The organism is Streptomyces anthophorae (assembly GCF_049310305.1).
GTDB lineage: Bacteria > Actinomycetota > Actinomycetes > Streptomycetales > Streptomycetaceae > Streptomyces.
In genome coordinates this window covers 9,008,359-9,029,583 of record NZ_JBLWQQ010000001.1, presented here as the reverse complement: position 1 = coordinate 9,029,583, position 21,225 = coordinate 9,008,359, and the positions used below count along the sequence as shown (strand labels likewise).

The following is a 21,225-nucleotide window of genomic DNA, read 5'->3' as shown; positions in this document are numbered from 1 at the left end:
CCTAAGCCGTCAAACGAGTGCTCTGGCCGGACCCAGAGGTCGCGTCGCGATACCAGTACTCGAGAGTCAGTACGTGCCACAGATGCTTGGAGTAGTCGCTCTGCCCGGCGGCGTCCGCCGCCGCGAGCCGTTGCAGCGCGTCGCGGCGCAGGAACCCGGAGCGGACCAGCTCGCCGTCGTTGATCACCTCGCGCACCAGGGGCGCCAGGTCCCGGCTCATCCAGGCCCGCAACGGGGCGCTGAACAGACCCTTGGGCCGGTAGACGATCTCCCGGGGCAGGATCGAGGTGGCCGCCTCCTTGAGCACGGCCTTGCCCTGCCGACCGACGATCTTGCGGTCTCCGGGGAAGGCGAACGCCGCCTTGACGACCTCGACGTCGACGTAGGGCACGCGCACCTCGGTGGAGGCGGCCATGCTGGAGCGGTCCGTGTACGTCAGGTTGAGGCCCGGCAGGAACATCCGGGCGTCGCCCAGGCACATGCGGTTGACGAAGTCGTCGAGGTCGTTGTCCTCGTAGACGTCCGCGTGCTCGGTCAGCACGTCGTCGACCGTGTCCGCGAGGTCCGGGTCGAGCAGCGCGAGCAGCTCCTGCTGGTCGTACATGGTGTAGCTGCGCCGGAACGCGGTCTCCTCCGGCAGGTCGGCGAAGGACAGGAACCGCTTCGCGAAGCGCACCGAACGGAAGCCGCGCCGCGACGTGGCGACCGGCAGCCGGTCGACGGCGGCGGCCACTCCGCGCCGCAGCGGCCGGGGCACGCGCTGGTAGCGCAGCGCGATCATGTTGGCGAGGTGCTTGCGGTAGCCGGCGAACAGTTCGTCGGCGCCCATTCCCGAGAGCATCACCTTGACGCCCGCCTCGCGGGCGGCCTGGCAGATCAGGTACGTGTTGATCGCGGCGGGGTCGCCGATCGGCTCGTCCAGCGCGTACGTCATCTGCGGCAGCAGGTCCAGAACGTTCGGCGCGATCTCGATCTCGTGCAGGTCGACGCCGAACCGCCGGGCGACCTGCCGGGCGTAGCGCAGATCGTCGGGCATCGCCTCGAACTTGGCGTCCTCGGCGCGGAATCCGATGGTGTAGGCGGAGATCCCCGGCTGGTGGCGGGCCGCGAGCGCGGTCAGGTAGCTGGAGTCGAGGCCGCCGGAGAGGAAGGTCGCCACGGGCACGTCGGACATCAGGTGCCGCTTGGTCGACTCCTCGACGATGGCGGCCAGGTCCGGCTGTTCGCCGTTGCGGGCCCGCTCGCGGCCCTCGCTGGCGACGTCCTTCAGGTTCCAGTACTGGCCGCGCTCCACCCGTCCGTCGGGCCGGAATCTCATCCAGCTGCCCGGCGGGAGCTTCTCCGCCTCCTGGTACGCGCAGCGCGAGTCGGGCACCCAGTAGTACAGCAGGGATGCCACCAGGGCCGACGGGTCCGGGCGCAGGTCCGTCACGGCCGCGAGCGCCTTGAGTTCGGAGGCGAACACCAGGCCGCCGCCGCGCCGCAGCAGGAAGAGCGGCTTGATGCCCAACTGGTCGCGTGCGAGGACCAGTTCACCGGTGCGCTCGTCGAAGATCCCGAACGCGAACATGCCGCGCAGCCGGGGCAGGCAGTCCGTGCCCCAGCGCCGCCAAGCCTCCAGCAGCACCTCGGTGTCGGAGGTGCCGCGGAAGCGGGCCCCGGCGCCCTCCAGTTCCGTACGGAGTTCGGGCGCGTTGTAGAGCTCGCCGTTGTAGGTCAGGGCGAGGCCGTCCGAGACCATCGGCTGGGCGCCGGTCTCGGACAGGTCGATGATGGACAGACGGCGGTGCCCGAGCTGGACCTCGCCGTCACCGGCGGGGTGGCCGTAGCGGCCGGCCCCGTCGGGACCGCGGTGGGCGAGGGTGTCGGTGAGCCGGTCGGTCACGACCTTCCCGTCCGGCCACCGGTAGGTGCCTGCGATGCCACACATGTACTTACCGAGCCTCCTGGTCGTTGTCCGCGCCCCTGGCGGCCCACGCGGGCTTGCGCTCCGTGCGCCGCGGGCCCGACCCGTTGTGCCGGGCCGGCCGTTCGCCCCTGCCGCGCAGGGCGGTGTGCAGCCCGTCCCAGAGCGTGCCGTCGGTCCTGTCGCGCGGATCGGGGTCGATCAACACCACGCCGAGCACCGGGATGCGCTGCTCGGCGAGCTGCCGCGCCACGGTGTGCAGCCATGCGGCGCTGCCGTGCCCGGCCCGTACGACGAGCACGGTCTGGGTGCCGAGGTACTGGAGGTCGGTCCACGCCGTGCCGGGCGCCACGGAGCCGACGCCGATGCGGCGGTCCTGGGGCGACAGGGACGCGACGTGCTCGCTGCCGACGACCCTGGGGCCGCCCTGCTGCGGGCGGTGTTCGGCGAGCTCCGGTCCCGGGAGGCCGTCGATGACGGCCACAGGGCCCTCCGCCGCCAGCGCCCCCGCGAGGTCCAGGGCGATCGCGCTCGTGGTGCGCGCACAGCCCAGTTCGAGGAGCGACAGCGGTTCCGCGGAGCCGTGCACCGTGCGGGCGAGGGTCGCGGTGAGGCGCTCGCGGGTCGCCCGGGTGACCTTGCGCCGCCAGGGCCCGGAGCGCCGGGGCAGCTCCGCGATGACGGAGGCGCCCAGGTTCGCCGAGATGTCCCTGCGCAGCACGGGGCGGTCCGCGACCACCGCGCCGACCGCGGACAGGGCGAGCCCGAGGACGAGGCCGAGGACCAGGCCGATCCCCGCGTTGGTGGCGGTCGTCTTGGGCAGCGAGTGCCGCACCGCGCGCGGGGCGTCCACGATCTGCGTACCGGCGACGACTTTGGGAGTGCCGGTGCGGGCCTCGGCGGCGCGCTGGTCGAAGTCGGCGATCCGCGAGTTGAGTTCGGCGCGGCGGGCGAAGAGCGTCTCGGTGCCGGCGGCCGACTCTCCGGCATTGTCGTCCGGTGCCCGGTCGCCGATCTCCTTGTTGACCCGGGCCAGTTCCTCGCGCATGCGGTCGCGCTGGTCGAGCAGGGCCTGGGACTCGGCCTTGGCCGCCGCCCGCATCCGGCGCACGTGGTCGGCGACGAACGCGTCGGCGAGCGCCTTGGCCCGGTCGACCGCCAGCGCCTCGCTGTCGGCCGACACGTCGATCTGGAGCACGTTGTTGGTCAGGCCGGTGCCCCGGTAGTCCTGCATGAAGTCCGCGGGGTTCTCCCCGGACTTGAGGGTTCGCAGGGCGTCCTTGGCGATGCGGGTGGTGCCCAGCACCTCGATGTCGGTGCGGATCAGTGTTCCCGTGTCGTTCGGCTGGTCCTCCTGGTGCGCGACCAGCACCTTGGTCACCGCGCTCGGCGGGGGCGGCAGCAGGATCGCCACCGCCGCGCCGATCACGAGGCCGAGCAGTGCCAGGGCACCCCACAGGCGGCGGCGCCTGCGCACCGCGACCACCAGCGCGTGCAGGTCGAGCAGCGGGGTGCCCGCCGCCGACTCCGAAGTCCTGTTCGTCGTCACGCCGAGCCTCCCGTCGCGTGGCCGCGCACGGCGAGCGCGGGAGTGGCATGGTCCGGCGGTTCCCCTGCCGGGCCCGCGGGGCGGACCCTGACCGGTCCCGCGACGACGATGCCGACGATCTCGTGCCTGGCGTCCGCGCAGGCCTCGGCGACGCCGGTGAGCTCCTCCGCGGTCCAGCTGCCCGCGCTGAGGACGACGACGGCACCGGATTCGGTGCCCCGGTCGGGCACGATCGGCCGGTCCACGGGGACCACGACCACGCGCAGCACCGGGTCGCCCTTGGCCTCGGCGACGAGCTGGCCCGCGGCCCGCAGGGCGAGCTCGTCGCCGTCCGGGACGACGACCAGCAGGCGCCGGGGCGCGGGCAGTTGGGCGCGGAGGCGGCCGCACACCCGCCGGTAGCGGGTGCGCCGCGCGGCCTCGTCGCCGGAGCGCTGCGGGGCGGGGACGTCCCACCGGGTGTCGGTGCCGAGCAGCCGGCGCAGTGCGGCGCGCGGGCCGCCTCCCTGGGACGTCTGCGCCCGCTGTTCCCCGGGCACGTCGACGGCGCCGAGGAGCGTCGAGCCGAGCGCGGAGGCGATCTCCTGCTCGGTGCGCAGCCGGCGGTTGATCCGGGCCGCCGTCAGGTGACCGATGATCGAGCACAGGAGGAACAACAGTGCCCCGGCGACGATGAGTTGCACGCGCGTCGGCGGCGACTGCCCGGTCGGGCGGGCGGCGGGGCCCATGACGACCATGCTCGCCTTGTCCGTCGCCGGGTCGGCCTCCTCCAGCTTCTTCATGGCCGCCTCCAGCGAGTTGCGCAGGTTCTCCAGCGCCGTACGGGCCTGCACACCCTCGACCGTCCGGCCCGGGTCGGCCCCACGGGCCAGTTCGGTGATCCGGCGGTTGGTCTCCTGCACCTTCTTGCGCAGCGCCTCGGGTCCCGCGGCCGCGTCGGCGTTGGTCGCGCCACCCTCGATCCGCGCGGAGAACGCGACGAACTGCTGGGCCACCCGGTCGGTGAGCTGCTGTGCGCGCTTCGGGCTCTCTGCCGTGCCCGAGATCGTGATGATGTTGCCGTCGGCGGCCTTGGCGGCCACGCGGCCGCGCAGGTCGCTGCCGTTGACGCCCGCCCAGTCGAGCTTGGCCGCGGCCCGGTCGACCACCGACGAACTCGTCGCGATGTCCACCTGGGTGAGCAGTTCGCGCTCCTCCCACTGGCCGGGCAGCAGCACCGAGGCCGACGCCGTGTAGCGCGGCGGGAAGACCACGGAGACGCCGTAGCCGACGAGCGCGCCGATCACGGTGAGGACGGCGAGGAGCCGCCACCTTCCACGGAGAATCCGGCCGATCGTGACCAGGCGGATCGTGTCCTCGCTCAACGAACCCGCCTCCTCCTTGCCTGGGCGGGCGCGCGCTTCGCCACCGCGGCGGCGTAGGCGGCGAGCAGCGACTCCTGCGAGTTGCGCCAGGACAGCGGGCCGCCGATGCGCTCCTGACCGAGCTTGCCCATCCGGGCCCGCTGCTCGGGGTCGTCAAGGAGTCGCGCGACGAGACCCGCGAATTCCGCCTCGTCGTTGGCACGCGCGTAGACAGCCGCGTCACCTGCGGAGACGCGCGCCTCTCTCAGATCGAACGAGACGATGGGCCGGCCCATGGCCATGTACTCCAGGACCTTGTTCATCGTCGACACGTCGTTGAGCGGATTGCGCGGGTCCGGCGAGAGGCAGACGTCCGCGGTGGACAGGTAGCGCACCAGGTCGGCGTCCGGGATGCGCCCGGTGAACTGCACCTGGTCCGCGAGCCCGAGTTCACGGGACAGTTCCACCATCGCGTCGAAGGCGTCGCCCGAGCCGACGAACACCGCGTGCCAGTCGGTCCGCCCGAGTTCGTCGCGCAGTTTGGCCAGCGCCCGCAGGGCGTAGTCGACGCCGTCCTGCGGCCCCATGACGCCGAGGTAGCACAGCAGATGGGGCTTGCCGCGCTTCAACTCCGGCTCGGGCGGCACCGGTTCGAAACGCTCGACCTGGGGCGCGCTGCGGACCACGAACACGTCCTCGGGGCGCTTGCCGCCGCGGTCGAGCGCGACGTCGCGGTAGCTCTCGTTCGTGGCGAGCACGACGTCCGCGGCCCGGTAGGTGCTGCGTTCGAGCGCGCACACGCCGCGGTAGAGCAGGTCCTCGCCGCGGTCGAAGCGCGAGAGGTACAGCTCGGGCACCAGGTCGTGCTGGTCGAAGACGAACTGCGCGCCGCGCCGCCGCAGCCAACGCGCCGCCAGGAACAGCAGGTCCGGCGGGTTGCAGGCGTGGACGACGTGGACCGGTCCCACCTTGCGGGCGAGCCGGGCGGTGTGCCACAGCGCGGAGCCGTACTCCCGCAGATAGCCGGCCGGCCCCCCGGTGGCGGCGCGCAACGGGTAGCGGTGGATCCGCACCCCGTCGATCACCGTCTCCGGTTCCGTGTCCCGCTTCGTGCCCTGCGGGCAGATGACGTGCACCGTCCAGCCCGCGTCGCGCAGCGTCGTGCACTCCTGCCACACCCGCCGGTCGAAGGGGACCGAGAGGTTCTCGACCAGGATCAGCGCGCGCCGGTTCGGCCCGCCGCCGCTGGTTGTTGCGTCGTTCATTGCGTCACCAAGCAAGGCCCATGTACCCCGGTTCGGCCCGACGCGCCTCGGCGTCGGGAAGGCGGACGAGATCGACGACCGTCGGGCCACCGCTGAGCGGCAGCGCCGACAGGACGGCCTGATCTCTGGTGCCGACGAGGCAGACCTCGGCGTGGCCGAGCACCTCGTCGACGGAGTCCGCGAGCAGCTGCGCGAGGTGCGGGAGCCGACCCTCGATGTACTCGCGGTTCGCGCCCATCAGCCGGGACAGGCTCACGTTGGCGTCGTAGATCTTGAGGTCGTAGCCCTTGCCGTAGAGCCGCTCCGCCAGTTCGACGAGCGGGCTCTCGCGCAGGTCGTCGGTGCCGGGCTTGAAGGACAGGCCGAACAGGCCCACCTTGCGCTTGCCGGTGCGCTCGACGAGTTCCACCGCGCGCTGGAGGTGGTCGGCGTTGGACGCGAGGACGTGGGAGAGGATCGGCACGGAGACGTCGGCCCGCCGCGCCGCGTGCACCAGGCTGCGCAGGTCCTTGGGCAGGCAGGAGCCGCCGAAGGCGAACCCGGGGCGCAGGTAGGCGGGGCTGATGTTGAGCTTGCGGTCGGCGAGGAACACGTCCATCACCTGGTGCGAGTCCACGCCCAACGCCTGGCACACGGCGCCGAGTTCGTTCGCGAAGCCGATCTTCAGGCCGTGGAAGGAGTTGTCCGCGTACTTGATCGCCTCGGCGACCGGGACCGGCACCCGGAACACCTCGCCGGGCAGGCCCTCGTACAGCTGGGCCACCACGTCGCCACTGGCCTGGTCCAGTTGGCCGATGACGGTCTTGGGCGGGTCGAAGAAGTCCCGCACGCTGGTGCCCTCGCGCAGGAACTCGGGGTTGACCGCCACGCCGAAGTCGACGCCCGCCGTGCCGCCGAGGCTCTTCTCCAGGATCGGCACCAGCAGGTTCAGGCAGGTGCCCGGGAGCATGGTGCTGCGGAACACGACCGTGTGGCGGCCGCCCTTGTCCCCGCGCTCGGCCAGCGCGGCGCCGATCTGTTCGGTGACCCGCTCCAAGTATGTCGTGCACAGGCTGCCGTTGGGCTCCGACGGCGTGCCGACGCAGATCAGCGACACGTCGCTGCCCATGATCGCCTCGCGGACGTCGCGGGTGGCGCGCAGGGCTCCGGTCCGCACGACCTCGGCGGTGAGCTCGCCGATCCGCTCCTCGACGACGGGCGCCCTGCCGCTGTTGACCAGGTCCACCTTCGCCTGGTTCACGTCCACGCCGATGACCTCGTGGCCCTGTCCCGCCAGGCATGCCGCCGACACACAGCCGACGTAGCCGAGTCCTAGGACGCTGATCCTCATTCCCGTTCCTCCCCCCAGAGCAGGCCCTTGTGGCCTGACTTTCCTGCGCCGACGGATCGGCGCGCCCCCCGCTTCAGTACGCCCCTTGTCCGTGGAGCACGGCCCGCAAGGTCTTCCACAAGATCACCGTGTCGAGGGCGAGCGACCAGTCCTCGACGTAGCGCAGGTCGAGCCGGACCGCCTCCTCCCACGGCAGGTCGCTGCGTCCGCTGATCTGCCACAGGCCGGTGAGCCCCGGCTTGACGAGCAAGCGCCGCCGGATGTCCGGCCCGTACGCCGCGGACTCCTCGGGCAGCGGAGGCCGCGGGCCGACGAGTGACATCGACCCGGTCAACACGTTGAACAGCTGCGGGAGTTCGTCCAGCGAGTAGCGGCGCAGCACGTGCCCCACCTTGGTCACCCGCGGGTCCCGCCGGAGCTTGAACAGCAGCCCCGCCCCCTCGTTCCGGTCGGCGAGACCGGCCCGCTTGCCATGGGCGTCGGCGACCATGGTGCGGAACTTGACGATGGTGAACTCGCGGCCGTCCTTGCCCACCCGGCGCTGCCGGTAGAACACCCCGCCGCGGCTGTCCACCAGGACGGACAGGCCGACGAGCACCATCAGCGGCGCGAACAGCAGGATCAGAAGCAGCGCACCCAGCCGGTCGACGATCTCCTTTATGGCCCGCCGCCCCCCGGTGAACGCCGGCATGCTGACCCGCAGCAGCGGTATCCCCAGTACCGCGTCCACGTGCAGCCGCGGTCCCGCCACCTCCATCAGCACGGGCGCCACGACCATTTCGGCGTCGCTGCCCTCCAGGTTCCAGGCAAGCCGCTGCAACCGGTCCGGTGTCCAGTGCGGGTCCGGGGTGACCGCGACGACCCGGTAGCCGTCGCGCGAGACGTGACTCGCGACGTCCGTCAGGGGGCCGACGACCGGCACTCCGTCCAGACGGTCACCGTCGACCCCGTGCCCGTCCGTCGTGCAGACCGCCTCCACCTGCCAGCCGATGTGCGGGAACTTCCGCGTTCTGCTGATCAGGTCGCGCACGGTGGCCGGGCTCCCCGCGGCCAGCACCGGACGCAGACAACGTCCTTCCTTGCGCTGTCTGTGCAGCCACAGCCGCAGCAGATAGCGCGCGGTCATCGTCACCAGCGCGATCGCCGGGATCGCGACGAAGATCCAGAGCTTGATGTTGCGCGAGGTGAGGGCGATCCCGCCGAGCGCGAGGACGACGGTCGCCGTGAACAGCGAGCGCCCGAGCCGGCGGAATTCCTCCGCGCCCTGGCCGAGCACGGCCGGAGCCCACGAGCGGCTCACGGCCAGCGCCCCCAGCACCAGCAACTCGGTGCCGAACGCCAGGATCTTCCACTTCTCATGCCAGTTGGCGGCGTCCCTGACCCCGAAGAAGCCTCCGAAGGCCGCCACCACGACGGCGGTCGCCACCGTATCGCTGATGATCACGATGCGGCGGTAGCGCTGCTCCCAGTCGCTCGCGGGCCGACGCAGTGCCCCGTTCACCGGACGTCCGCCGACCGATGGGAACGGGCTGACTAATTCCCCCTGCTGTACAGCCCCGTCCGGGTCGCCAGCGGGTTCGACGTGCTCGCCCAACACGGTTACTCCCCCCCGGGAGGCCGCCGCCCCCCGTGCTGTTTCCCCTCCTCGGGAGGCCCCCCGCCCCCCGTACCGCGCTGCTCCTCCCCCTCGGGAGGCCCCCGCCTCCCGTGCGTGAATCACCGGCTGGTTCAGCTCGGCGTGCGTCATCCGCTCAGTCGGTGGCGGACGTGACGCGCTGATCGGAACCCGAGGACCGAGTCGCCCTGAATCCCCGCGACTTCTCGGGCGCTCCCCGCGCCCAAGGTCCCCCTGTCGGGCACCACAAAACGATCACCCCCCGTTCGATTCCGGTGCGGCGGCGGTCGGTCGCACGCCACACCAGCCCCCATAGATCATTATTTGTCGCCTAGTGTCCCGTCATGTGAAGCACGGTCAATCTAGACCATTGAGGCCGCCCATAGAGAGGGATGTGTGGAATTTGTGGTCAAGGTTTGAAGTTGCCTGCACGGTCAGCCATTCTCGACGGGATTCCACCCCTCCACTCCGGAGCGGCGCCCGGACACGACGAAGCCCGCCCAGGTCACGTACCGGGGCGGGCTTCTGAGGGGTCGTCACATCTTGGGCGCCTGCGCGATGAAGGTGTCCAGCACACCGTCGGCCACCTTGATCGGGCCCTGCGGACGCGTGGTGCCGGGGATCGTGGTGATCGCGGAGGCCTGCTCGGCCAGGTCGGCCGCCTTCGCGAAGTCCGACTCCCCACTGCCGGAGCCGAGTTGGGCGCGCAGCCCGTCCAGCGTCGCGTTCAGGGCACCGCCCCACAGGTCGAGGGCGTCGAGCCACGGCTTCGTCTGCGCGAGGAAGGCCGGATCCCGCACACCGGCGCGAATCTGCTCGGGGGCCTCGGCAAGGACCTCGGCATAGGCCGAAAGCTTGCGCAGCGCGGCCTGCCGCTCGGCATCCGAGCCGCCGCCCCACGCCGAACGGAACTCACCGATGCGCGCCGCGAGTTCGGGCGCCTGCGGCTGCCAGTTCGTGTCGCCGAAGGTCGGCGCGAGGTGCTCGGTGTCGAAGAAGGCGAGCAGGGCCCGCGCGGTGTCCCGGTCCCCGCCGGCCAGGTAGGCGGCGGACGCGCGCCAGGTGCGGTCGGGATCGTAGTCCTCGTCGTTCCAGGCGAACGAGACGCCGCCGAAGAGGGCGACCTTGCTCGGCGCCGCCTGGTTCATCGGGTTGAGCACGATGCCGCTCAACTCCTTGTGCAGACCGGCTTCCCGCTTGTCGTACGGCGCCATCAGGAGCCGTCCGGCGGTCTGCCCGTAGTCGTTGACCGGATAGTTGTCCCAAAGGAACACCTTGCGGCCCCACACGGTGGACGCGGCCTTGGCGTCCGCGACGCTGATCGCGGGCGGCACGACGTCGGTGCCGGTCCACTGCACGACGACCTTCGGGTCCAACTTCTCGCGCAGCACGGACTTGTACGCGGAGTCGGCCGTGTCGGAGTACTCGGTGGGCACGAACTGGAGCGGCTTGGCGCCTTCATGGGTGTCGATGAAGTCCTGCTGCACGGCGTTGAGCAGATCGGTCTGCGCCTGCCCGGCCGCGGCCCGCCCCGGCGCCCCGTACTTCGCCTGGTCGGCATCGCAGTTCCACTTGGTGTAACTGATGTCGTCGAGCGCCACGTAGAAGCTGCGCGCGCCCTGGTCGTAGAGCGAACCCAGCTTCTCCTTCAGCGCCTTCACGTCCTCGGGGTCGCTGTAACAGACCGAAAGTCCGGGCGAGACGGCGTAGGTGAAGTCGACATGGTGGGCGGCGGCCTTCTCGATCAACTCGCGCAGATCGGCCAGCTTGTCCGCGGGATACGGCGTGCGCCACTTCTCCCGCAGGTACGTGTCGTCCTTCGGCGTGTAGATGTACGTGTTGGCCTTGACGTCGCCGTAGAAGGCGAGTTGGTCGACGCGGTCGCTGTGCGACCAAGGCGCACCGTAGAAGCCCTCGATGCTGCCGCGCAGCGGCATGCTCGGGTAGTCGGTGATCGAGACGGAGGCGAGGGAGTGCGCGCCGGTCACCAGCTGGCGCAGCGTCTGGGCGGCGTAGTAGACGCCGTCCCCGTCGTTTCCGGCCAGGACAACGATGTCACCCTTGGCGGAGCCACGGGAGGCGAGGGAGTAGCCCTCCGGGTTCAGGGTGCCGGGCACGGTGCCGCCCGCGCCCTTGAGTGCGGCCGCGACCGCGCCGTCCTTGATGGAACCGGCCACCACGGTCAACACACCGGGCGCCGCTGCCGTCCTGGCGGCGTCGGCGGCCTTCACGGTGTCGAAGGACCGGGCCCCGGCGGCGGTCAGCGCCCGCTTGACGACCTCGACACTCGACGCGTCGACGCCGTCACCGAGCACGAGCCGCACCCGGCTGGGCACCCTCAGATCGGCACCCGCGGATCTCATGTCCTGCGGAGTGGGCGTGACGACGGGCAACTTGGCCGCCGATTCCGCACCGGAGGCGGCCGGCGCGCCGCCTTCCGCCCGAGCGGGCACGGCGACCGCCCCCAGGGTGAGCAGGAGCGCGGCACCGGCGAGCGCGGGGCGGGAGACACGGGGGAGACAGGACGAATGACGTTCAGACATACGGGACACTGCACCTCCACGGAAGCGGACCCTCACCTTCGGGCGAGGGCACGTGGTCTAAACCACCACCCATCCATGACGGTGTCAAGATCTCGTAGCCGTTGGCGAGTTGCCCGTCCCGGTTGATCGGCGCGCCGTGTGGAGCGCCGAGGCGATGCACTTGCACGTCACCGTGTGGCATGTGCTCCGCGTCCGGCCGGCGGGTGGGCCGGTGACGCGTGGTTGACATCGAGCTGACGCCCCGCTGACGGCCGCCGTCTACCGTGCCCGGAGCTGTCGAGACGAACCGGGGGCGGTCATGGAGCCGAGAAGGCAGGGCACTTGGCGGTTCTGGCCGACGGGGCCGGTCTGGGCACTGGTGACGAGCACGATTCTGCTGGTCGTACTCGTCACGGGCTTCTTCCTGCTCAAAGGCTTCGCCGACTGGCCTGGTGCGGACCTCGAACCCGGCGTTCTGATAGCCATCCTGGTCATCTCTTCGGTGCCCGTGCTGCTGATGCTTCTCGAGGCGGTCGCGGCCAGAGGTGGAGCCCTGGGCGGGTTCGGCTTCACTCTCAACTTCGGCGCGGTCGCCGAGGCCGCCGCGGTGCAACCTCCGACGGGCGATGTCCCCCGCAACATGGGTGCGTCGGAAGGCCTGGACATCACGGACAGCGCGGGTCCCCAAGTCCTGCACGCGATCAATGAGTTCGCCAAGAACGAAGTCGCCATCATCGATCTGCAGGACGGTACCGCGTGGTGGGAGACGCGGCTGACCGTCGTCTGCGCGGGCGCGAGCCGATTGGGAAGTCCACGCGCGATCGCGTTCGTTGCCACGGACGCGGGTCGCCCGCGCGTGTTCCAGGGCTGGGCGGAGCCGACACACATGCTGAACGCGATGGCCTCCTCCAACCAGGAACTGCGGCAGGCACTCGACCGCGCGGCGGTGTTCACCGCTCAGTGGAACCAGGTTCTGCAGCCCACACCGGATGCGACCAGCAATCCGCACTACCAGAAGCTCGCGTTCACGGGGACCGTACGCAGGACCGACACGCACGAACAGATTCTCCTTCACGAGATGCACGCGCTGGAGAAGACGGGTCCGAAGGGGATCAGCATCATCAGGTTGAACGACCTCTTCCGCGCCTTCCTGCACACGGAGACCCTCGATGAGTCCCTGCCGGAAGAGCAGTGGCTGCGGACCGTCTTCTGCACCCACACCGACTATCTAGCCGTGACACGAGGCGGCCGCTACATGGGGCTCGCCTCGCGCACCACACTGCTCACAGACCTGTTCCGGAACAGGCTCTTCCCCGGGCTGGACTGTGACGACGCACGCGGATCGGTGCCGCGAGACTGATGGCCCGTTCATGGCGGCATCCCTATCCTGCGGGAGACGCACGGCACCGCATCTCTCGGGGGAGGAACGATGCGCGGACAACTGGCCGGTGCGGTGAGCGTTCAGCTCCTGCAAGGGTTCACCCTCAGCGTCGGTGGCACCTGGGTGCCCATGACCGGCAGCGCCCAACGCCTGGTCGCATTCCTTGCGGTTGCGCGCCGTCCCCTGAGCCGCACTCACGTGGCGGAATCGTTGTGGCCGGACATATCTCCGGACAAGGCCGCGGCCAATCTTCGCTCGACTCTGTGGCGGGTCCACAAGTCGTGCCGGTGCACGCTGAACGGCTCGGCACCGCACCTCCTGCTCGCCCCGGAGGTGACGGTCGACCTGAGCACCGTGCAGGACCTGGCGCACCGGCTGCTCGACCGCACTACGCCGTGCGACGACCTACTGACACCGCAATCGTGCGCCGAGCTGTCGGTCGACCTGCTTCCCGACTGGTCCGACGAGTGGCTGATCGCGGTGCGCGAACGCCACCACCATCTGCGCCTGCACGCGCTGGAGACACTCTGCGAGCGCCTCTCCCGCGCCGGCCGCCACGGCGAGTCGATCGACGCCGGCCTCGCTGCCGTACACGCCGAACCCTTGCGGGAGAGCGCCCACGCGACCCTCATCAGGGCACACGTCGCCGCAGGCAACCGCTGGGAGGCAGCACGCCAGTACGAGCAGTGCCGCCGCATCCTCCTGCGGGAGATCGCCCTGGAACCGACACCCGAACTACGGAGTTTGCTTCCCGCTCCGCTCGTCCGCTGACTCCGAACGACCCCTGCCCCACGAGAGGGGGTGTGCCGTGACGGACACCGCATCGGAAACACCGGGCCCTACGACCGGGAAACCGTTCGTGCCACCGGCGATCTCCGTGCCCAAGGGGGGCGGTGCGATCCGTGGCATCGACGAGAAGTTCACGGCCGCGCCCGCTACCGGCACAGGCACCTTGAGCGTACCGGTGGCCACCAGCCCCGGCCGCTCCGGCTTCGGCCCCCAGCTGTCGCTGTCGTACGACTCCGGCACGGGCAACGGCCTCTTCGGATTCGGCTGGCGCCTTTCGGCATCCGCGATCACCCGGCGCACGGACCGTGGCGTGCCCCGGTACCACGACGTGCACCCCGAGAGCGACGACTTCTTGTACAACGGCGAAGAGCTCGTACCCGAACTCTCTCGGCAGCCGGACGGTACCTGGACCCACCCCGTCACCCACCGCCCGCCGACGAGCGGGCCGCGGTGGCAGATCGAACGCTACCGGCCGCGCGTCGAGGGCAGCTTCGCCCGGACGGAGCGCTGGACCGACCTCGAGTCGGGCATCGCCCACTGGCGCACGATCTCCCGGGACAACGTCACCACGCTCTACGGCCGCACCGCGGAGTCCCGCGTCCACGATCCCGCGGATCCGCGACGCGTGTTCAGCTGGTTGATCTGCGAGACCTTCGACGACCGCGGAAACGCGATGCTCTACCGCTACAAACCGGAGGATGCCGCCGACACCGTCTCCGCCCGACCGAACGAGCACAATCGCAGTCGGGGAGCGGCCCGGCACATCAAGCGCATCCTGTACGCAAACCGCACTCCTCGAGCCACGGACGAGGACCTCACGCAGCGCACCGACTGGATGTTCGAGGTCGTCTTCGACTACGGCGAGCACGACGACGCCCCTGGCGAGCGGGCGAACTGGCCCTGCCGGGAGGACCCGTTCTCCACGTACCGCGCGGGCTTCGAGATCCGTACGTACCGGCTGTGCCACCGGATCCTCATGTTCCACCACTTCAAGGACGAGCCAGGAGTGGGCGAGAACTGTCTGGTGCGCTCGACGGAACTCACCTACGCGCAGAGCGCCACGGCATCGTTCCTGACATCGGTGACGAGCAGGGGATACGCGCCCGGCCTCGAGCCGCACGCCCTGCCACCGCTCGAGTTCGAGTACAGCGCGGCGCGGATCAGCGATGTGCTGCGGGATCTCGACGAGGTCAGTGCGCGCAATCTGCCGGACGGCATCGACGGTGGCTCGGTCCAGTGGACGGATCTCGAAGGTTCGGGAGTCTCCGGCGCCCTCCTCAAGCAGCCGGACGGCTGGCTGTACAAGGCCAACCTCAGCCCGCTCGACCCCGATCCGAACCGTGCCGCCCTCGGCCCCGCCGTCCCGGTTTCGACCCGGCCGACGACAACGGGTGGCGCTCAATTCGGTGTGGACGGATCCCAGTTGATGGACCTGGACGGTGACGGTCGCCTCGATCTGGTCCGCCTGGGCCGCGCCCCGACCGGGTTCAACGAGCGCACCGGGAGCGGCGGTTGGGACCCGTTCACCGTCTTCGGCTCGCTGCCCGTCCTCGACTGGGACTCCCCCGACCTGCGCTTCGTCGACCTCACCGGAGACGGCACCGCCGATGTCCTGCTGACCGAGGACCGGGCGCTGACCTGGTACCCGTCCCTGCACGGAGACGGCTTCGCGGCGGCCGAGGACATGCCGTGGCCGCGGGACGAGGAGGAGGGCCCCACGGTCCGCTTCGCCGACGGCACGGAGAGCGTGTTCACCGCGGACATGTGCGGGGACGGGCTGTCGGCGCTGGTCCGGATCCGCGCGAGCGAGATCTGCTACTGGCCGAACCTGGGACACGGCCGCTTCGGCCCGAAGGTCGCGATGGACGCGGCGCCCGTCCTCGACCGGCCCGACCGCTTCGACCCGCGCAGGGCCCTGCTGCTCGATGTCGACGGGACCGGCTGCGCGGACCTCTGCTACTTCTCCGACGACGGTGTGCGCCTCTACCTCAACCAGTCGGGCAACGGCTGGGGAGAGGCACGGGAGTTGACGGCGTTGCCGCCCGGCACGCGGGCCTCCGACGTGACAGTGACCGACCTCCTCGGCAACGGTACGGCCTGCCTCGTGCTCTCCTCTCCCTCGAGCACGGCCGTCACCCGGCGACCGGTGCGCTACCTGGACCTCATGGGAGACGGCAAACCCCATCTGCTCACGAGGATGCGCAACAACCTGGGCGCCGAGACCACCATCACGTACGCCTCGTCGGCGAAGTTCGCGCTGCTGGACGAGGCCGCGGGCCGCCCGTGGATCACCCAGCTCCCGTTCCCGGTGCACGTCGTGGAGCAGACGGAGACCTACGACCGGATCGGCCGGTGCCGCTTCGTCACCCGCTACGCGTACCACCACGGCCACTACAAGGACCGGGAATTCCGCGGCTTCGCGCGGGTGGAGAGTTACGACACAGAGGAGTTCGACGTCGCGGACGCGGCCCCGGAGAACATCAACGCCGCCTCGCATGTGCCGTCGACGCTCACCACCACCTGGTTCCACACCGGCGCGGGCGAGGAGGGCGACACCGTCTCGCTGCACCTGGCCGACGAGTACTACCGCGAGCCCGGCCTCCCACCCGCGGAGCTGCCCGACACCACGCTCCCGGACACCCTGTTGACGCCGACGGGGCGCTCCCCGCTCCCGTTGGGCCCGGCGGAGGAGCGGGAGGTGCGGCGCGCCCTCAAGGGCTCGGTGCTGCGCACGGAGGTGCGGGCACTCGACGGTACGTCGATGCCCTACACCGTCACGGAGCAGAACTTCGCCGTCGAACTGCTCCAGCCGGTCGCCAGCGGCAACCGCTACGCCGTCGTCTTCGTTCGGCCACGGGAGGCCATCGACCTGCACTACGAGCGCCGGCTGCGGGAGGTGGCCGGGAAGCAGGTCGCCGATCCACGGGTCGGCCACACTCTGACCCTGGACGTCGACGCCTACGGCGGTGTCCTCAGCTCGGTCACGTTCGCGTACGGCAGGCGGCACGAAGACACGTCCCTGCCCCAGGACGATCGGGACCGGCAGCGGCGGCCCCAAGCGACCTGCACGGAAACCCGCTACACCGACGCCGTGGACACGGACGACGCGCACCGCACTCCCCTGCCGAGCGAGACCCGCACCTTCGAACTCCTCAACATCGCCGACGGTCCCGCGCCGCTCACCTTCTCCACGGTCGTGGAGAAGGTGGCGAAGGCGGCGCAAGCCGCCGAGGTCCCGTACGAGAACCACGAGGGGAAGAACATCGGGACCGGCCCACGGCGGCGCCCGATCGAGCACATCCGCACGCTCTACCGGGCCGACGACCTGTCGGGGCTGCTGCCGCTGCACCACATGGGAACGCTGGCGCTGCCCGGCGAGACGTACACCCTGGCCTTCACTGCGGGAGTCCTCGCCGAGCAGTTCATCAGGGGGACCCTGACGTTGATCCAGCCGGGCATGCTCGCCGCGGCCGGCTACCGCTCCGGGGCGGGCCTGAAGCCGCTGTTCCCGGCCGGGGACGCCGACGACCACTGGTGGCTGCCCTCGGGCACGGTCCACTACTCCGCCGACCCCGGCCACAGCGCGCAGCAGGAACTGACGCTGGCCCGGCGGCATTTCTTCCTGCCGGCCCGCTTCCGGGACCCGTTCGCGGCCGACACGGTGGTCACGTACGACGCACCGCACCATCTGCTGCCGCGCGAGACCCTCGACCCCGTCGGCAACCGTGTCTCGGCCGAGCTCGACCACCGGGTCCTGCAGCCGCGCGCGGTCACCGACCCCAACCGCAACCGCACGGTCGTCACGTTCGACAGCCTGGGCCTGATCGTCGCAACGGCCGTGCAGGGCAAGAACGGTGAGGGCGACTCCCTTGAGGGGACGGTGGTGGACCTGCCTGCGGCCACGGTGTCCGCGTACCTGGCCGATCCGCTCAGCGATCCGGCGCCGCTGCTGAAGCGGGCGAGCAGTCGCCTCGTGTACGACCTGTACGCCTACCACCGCACACGCCACCTCGCCGCGCCCACGCCGCCCCTCGTGGCACTCCTCACGCGCGAGACACACGACTCGGACGGCCCGGCGACCCGGATCCAGCACAAATTCAGCTACTCGGACGGGTTCGGCAGGGAGATCCAGAGCAAGGTGCGCGCCGAGTCCTCGGGGCCTAACGTCCAATGGCTGGGCACCGGTTGGACGATCTTCAACAACAAGGGCAACCCGGTGCGCACCTACGAACCCTTCTTCACCCCGTTCCACACCTTCGAGTTCGCGAAGCTCGCAGGCGTGAGCTCGATCCTGCTCTACGACCCTCTGCAGCGGGTGGTCGCCACGGTGCACCCCCATCACGCGTACGAGAAGGTCGTCTTCGACCCCTGGCACCGGATGACCTGGGACGTCAACGACACGGTGGCGCAGGAGGACCCGCGCTCCGACCCTGATGTGGGCACGCTGCTAGCGCGGCTGCCCCAGGGAGATGTGCTGCCCACGTGGTACACGGTACGCAAGGGCGGCGCCCTCGGCGCCCGGGAGAAGGCGGCCGCCGCCAAGGCGCTCGGCCACGCGGGTACGCCGTCGCGCGCCGACTTGGACGCATTGGGGCGGGTCTTCCGCACCGAGACGCACAACCGGTTCGTACGGTCCGGCGCGGTCGTCGAAGAGCGTTGTGCGACCCGGGAGTTGACCGACGTCGAGGGCAACGTCCGCTCCGTGTACGACGCACAGGGCCGCCTGGTCATGACCTACGGCTACGGCCTGATCGGCAACCGGATCCGCGCGACGAGCATGGAAGCGGGCACACGCTGGACGCTGAGCGACGCACTCGGCAAACCGCTCTTCACCTGGGACAGCCAGGACCGGCGCCTGGAAATGCGGTACGACGCGGCGCGCCGCCCCGTCGAAGTGCGGCTGCGCACAGGAGCCTCGGGCGCTGATTCCCTCATCGAACAGACCGAGTACGGCGAGGCACAGGGCGACGCGGAGAACCTGTGCGGCAAGCCCTACCGCGCCTTCGACTCCGCCGGGGTCGTGACCAGTGAGCGCTACGACTTCAAGGGCAACCTGTTGCGCGGCCACCGCCGGCTCTGCGCGAACTACCGGGAGCCGCCGGACTGGTCGGGCAGCCCGCCTCTGGAACCGGCGTTCCCGGCGGCCGTCACGGCCTTCGACGCGCTCAACCGTCCGACTTCGCGGACGACGCCCGACGGCAGCACGACCCTGCTCACGTACAACGAGGGTGGCCTCCTGGAGACCGTGTCGGTACGGGTGGCCGGGGCCCCGCCCGAAGTGATGGTGCGGGGTATCGACTACGACGCCAAGGGGCAGCGCCTGCGCATCGAGTACGGCAACGGCGCGGCGACGACCTACCGCTACGACAGCGCGACCTACCGTCTCACCGAACTGCGCACCGTGCGCGACGCGACACCCGCCACGGTCCAGCACCTCACGTACACCTACGACCCCGTGGGGAACGTCATCGACATCCGCGACGACGCGCAGCAGACGGTCTACTTCAAGAATGCGCGGGTCGAGCCGCACGCCACGTACACGTACGACGCGGTGTACCGCCTGGTGCTGGCCGAGGGCCGGGAGCACACAGGCCAGGCGGGCGCGGCGCCACGCCCACCGACCGCCACGGACCTGCCGGTCGTCGCACACCCCGACGACGGCACGGCACTGGCCCGGTACGAGGAGACCTACGTTTACGACGCCGCAGGCAACCTCGACCGCCTCACCCACCGCGGCACCGATCCCGCGCACGCGGGCTGGACCCGCGACTTCACCTACGCCGAGCCCAACAACCGGCTGTCGAGCTCCACATTGACCGGCGTGACGGGTTCGGAGACGTACCACTACGACGACCACGGCAACATGCTGGAGATGCCCCACCTGGCAGTCATGCGCTGGAACCACAGGGACCAACTCCGTTCCACGGCCCATGACGCGGGGCCCACGGACGGCAGCCCGGAGGCTACGTACTACGTCTACGACTCGACGGGGCAGCGGGTCCGCAAGGTCACCGAGAAGCAACGCGCCGACGCCTCGGACCCTCCCGTTCCGATGAAGGAGCGGGTGTATCTGGGCGGGGTGGAGCTCTACCGCGAGTACAACGGCGACGGCACCGCCACGACCTTGGAGCGGGGCGCGCTGCACGTCATGGACGACACGGGACGCATCGCCCTGGTGGAGCACCGCGTCAAGGGCACGGACGACTCCCCGGCGGAACTGACGCGCTACCAGCTGACCAACCACCTCGGCTCGGCGACGGTGGAGCTGGCCGAAGACGGAGAGGTCATCACGTACGAGGAGTACTTCCCTTACGGCGCTTCGGCGTTCCGGTCGGCGGGGTCGCGGACGAAAATTCCGAAGCGGTACCGCTATTCGGCGATGGAACACGACGAGGAGAACGGGCTCGCGTATCACGGTGCGCGATATTACGCGCCGTGGTTGGGGCGTTGGATCAACTGCGACCCGAGCGGCCCAAAGGCCGGCGTCAATCTCTACCGGTACGGCTCGTCGAACCCTGTGCGCTTCGTCGATACTGACGGCCGGGACACCTTGGACAAGGTCGGCGGCTACTACACCGGGTTCTGGGACTCCATCATCGGCACACAAGTCGATCTGCTCTTCAAGCGCCAGGAATTCCGGGATGCCTACGCGCGGTCCCGGGAGATCTTCGACTGGCGGAAGTTCCCTTCGGTCATGGCGCTCCGAAAGGACGTGATCAGCAACGAGTACTCGGCGAACATCGCGGGCGGCACGCTCGGCCTCATGGCCGGATTCGTCCCCGGGGCGCCGGACGGCTCGGACCTGCCGCAGTCGGTGCAGCACTCGTACTCGATGATGCGGTTCGCCTCGACCCACGCGACCGCCATCGTCGGCCACATCGAGACGATGGGAGCCCTCCGTATGCCCCCGGGCCCGCCACCGGCCCCCATGCCGGCACCTGCCATGGTCGCCGCCGTCGCGGCGCCGGCGGTCGCGGAGCTGCGGGCGTCGTCGATCGTCCTCATGGCCGCGGCCTCGGGCGGGAAGAGCGCACCCTCAAATCCGACCTACGGCAAGGAGTGGTCGGAGAAGTGGAAGAAGGAGGAAGAGCGAGGAAAGAAGTTCCGTGAGAAGGAGAACGGCCCGGACACCATCGACCGCGAAATCGAGGTGTGGGTCGAGAAAGAGCCCGGAGTGTTGGAGAAGGCCGAAGGGATTCGCATCGACGCGGCGAACCAGGCCAAACGCCTCATGGAGGAATGGACGACCCCCAACCAGATCGAGCTGACCGCCCCGGGGTCCGGAAAGTGGGACCAGATCATCCGTCGGATGAGTCTCTGGCAAGAGGCTCGGGACAACGGCTGGCGGCTGCACGGCTGGTCACAAGTGAGCGGACGCTACGTCGGCGACATCACCGACTGGCAACTACTCACGACGAAGTACCCGCACTGGAACTGGCCCTCGGCCGAGCCTGTCTCGCCGACCGCTCCCACCACCACCGGTGTGAAGCCGAAATGACGCGCGCCGGTGCCCACCGTGTGAGGT

Annotated in this window: 10 protein-coding genes; 3 read left to right on the top strand and 7 right to left on the bottom strand. The window is 70.3% G+C overall.

All coding sequences use genetic code 11. The features are described 5' to 3' along the window. Position 1 precedes the first annotated feature (1 nt). The 7 genes from asnB to ACNYS0_RS41200 form a co-directional block, all read right to left on the bottom strand. Positions 2 to 1,930 (bottom strand): asparagine synthase (glutamine-hydrolyzing), encoded by a 1,929-nt coding sequence (asnB, locus tag ACNYS0_RS41230; protein WP_422481792.1) that lies wholly within the window; start codon positions 1,928 to 1,930, stop codon positions 2 to 4. Between the two features lie 4 nt (positions 1,931 to 1,934). After that, a complete protein-coding gene (locus tag ACNYS0_RS41225) occupies positions 1,935 to 3,455 on the bottom strand; it encodes a Wzz/FepE/Etk N-terminal domain-containing protein (RefSeq protein ID WP_422481790.1) in 1,521 nt (506 codons plus the stop codon). Further along, positions 3,452 to 4,819: a Wzz/FepE/Etk N-terminal domain-containing protein gene (locus ACNYS0_RS41220; protein WP_422481788.1), complete on the bottom strand. Its 1,368-nt coding sequence runs from the start codon at positions 4,817 to 4,819 to the stop codon at positions 3,452 to 3,454. Before ACNYS0_RS41220 ends, ACNYS0_RS41225 begins: the two co-directional genes overlap by 4 nt. Beyond that, a complete protein-coding gene (locus ACNYS0_RS41215) occupies positions 4,816 to 6,063 on the bottom strand; it encodes a glycosyltransferase family 4 protein (protein WP_422481786.1) in 1,248 nt (415 codons plus the stop codon). Before ACNYS0_RS41215 ends, ACNYS0_RS41220 begins: the two co-directional genes overlap by 4 nt. A gap of 4 nt (positions 6,064 to 6,067) precedes the next feature. Then, positions 6,068 to 7,393, bottom strand: coding sequence for a nucleotide sugar dehydrogenase (locus tag ACNYS0_RS41210; RefSeq protein WP_422481784.1), 1,326 nt, complete (start codon positions 7,391 to 7,393; stop codon positions 6,068 to 6,070). Between the two features lie 73 nt (positions 7,394 to 7,466). Continuing rightward, positions 7,467 to 8,894: a sugar transferase gene (locus tag ACNYS0_RS41205; protein ID WP_422481782.1), complete on the bottom strand. Its 1,428-nt coding sequence runs from the start codon at positions 8,892 to 8,894 to the stop codon at positions 7,467 to 7,469. A gap of 650 nt (positions 8,895 to 9,544) precedes the next feature. Next, positions 9,545 to 11,551, bottom strand: a complete 2,007-nt coding sequence (locus ACNYS0_RS41200) for a glycoside hydrolase family 84 protein (RefSeq protein WP_422481780.1) — start codon at positions 11,549 to 11,551, stop codon at positions 9,545 to 9,547. Between the two features lie 358 nt (positions 11,552 to 11,909). On the opposite strand from ACNYS0_RS41200, the gene ACNYS0_RS41195 reads away from it, so the two are divergent. The 3 genes from ACNYS0_RS41195 (at position 11,910) to ACNYS0_RS41185 (ending at position 21,198) form a co-directional block, all read left to right on the top strand. Continuing rightward, entirely contained in the window at positions 11,910 to 12,890 is a 981-nt protein-coding gene (locus ACNYS0_RS41195; protein WP_422481778.1) for a hypothetical protein, read from the top strand. Between the two features lie 69 nt (positions 12,891 to 12,959). Beyond that, positions 12,960 to 13,682: an AfsR/SARP family transcriptional regulator gene (locus ACNYS0_RS41190; protein WP_422481776.1), complete on the top strand. Its 723-nt coding sequence runs from the start codon at positions 12,960 to 12,962 to the stop codon at positions 13,680 to 13,682. Positions 13,683 to 13,719: 37 nt separating this feature from the next. After that, entirely contained in the window at positions 13,720 to 21,198 is a 7,479-nt protein-coding gene (locus tag ACNYS0_RS41185) for a SpvB/TcaC N-terminal domain-containing protein (protein WP_422481774.1), read from the top strand. Positions 21,199 to 21,225 lie beyond the last annotated feature (27 nt).

Bases quoted from the DNA above. Each gene is read 5' to 3' on its own strand.
- asnB (WP_422481792.1), bottom strand. From the start codon at position 1,930: ATGTGTGGCATCGCAGGCACCTACCGGTGGCCGGACGGGAAGGTCGTG.
- ACNYS0_RS41215 (WP_422481786.1), bottom strand. From the start codon at position 6,063: ATGAACGACGCAACAACCAGCGGCGGCGGGCCGAACCGGCGCGCGCTG.
- ACNYS0_RS41210 (WP_422481784.1), bottom strand. From the start codon at position 7,393: ATGAGGATCAGCGTCCTAGGACTCGGCTACGTCGGCTGTGTGTCGGCG.
- ACNYS0_RS41200 (WP_422481780.1), bottom strand. From the start codon at position 11,551: ATGTCTGAACGTCATTCGTCCTGTCTCCCCCGTGTCTCCCGCCCCGCG.
- ACNYS0_RS41190 (WP_422481776.1), top strand. From the start codon at position 12,960: ATGCGCGGACAACTGGCCGGTGCGGTGAGCGTTCAGCTCCTGCAAGGG.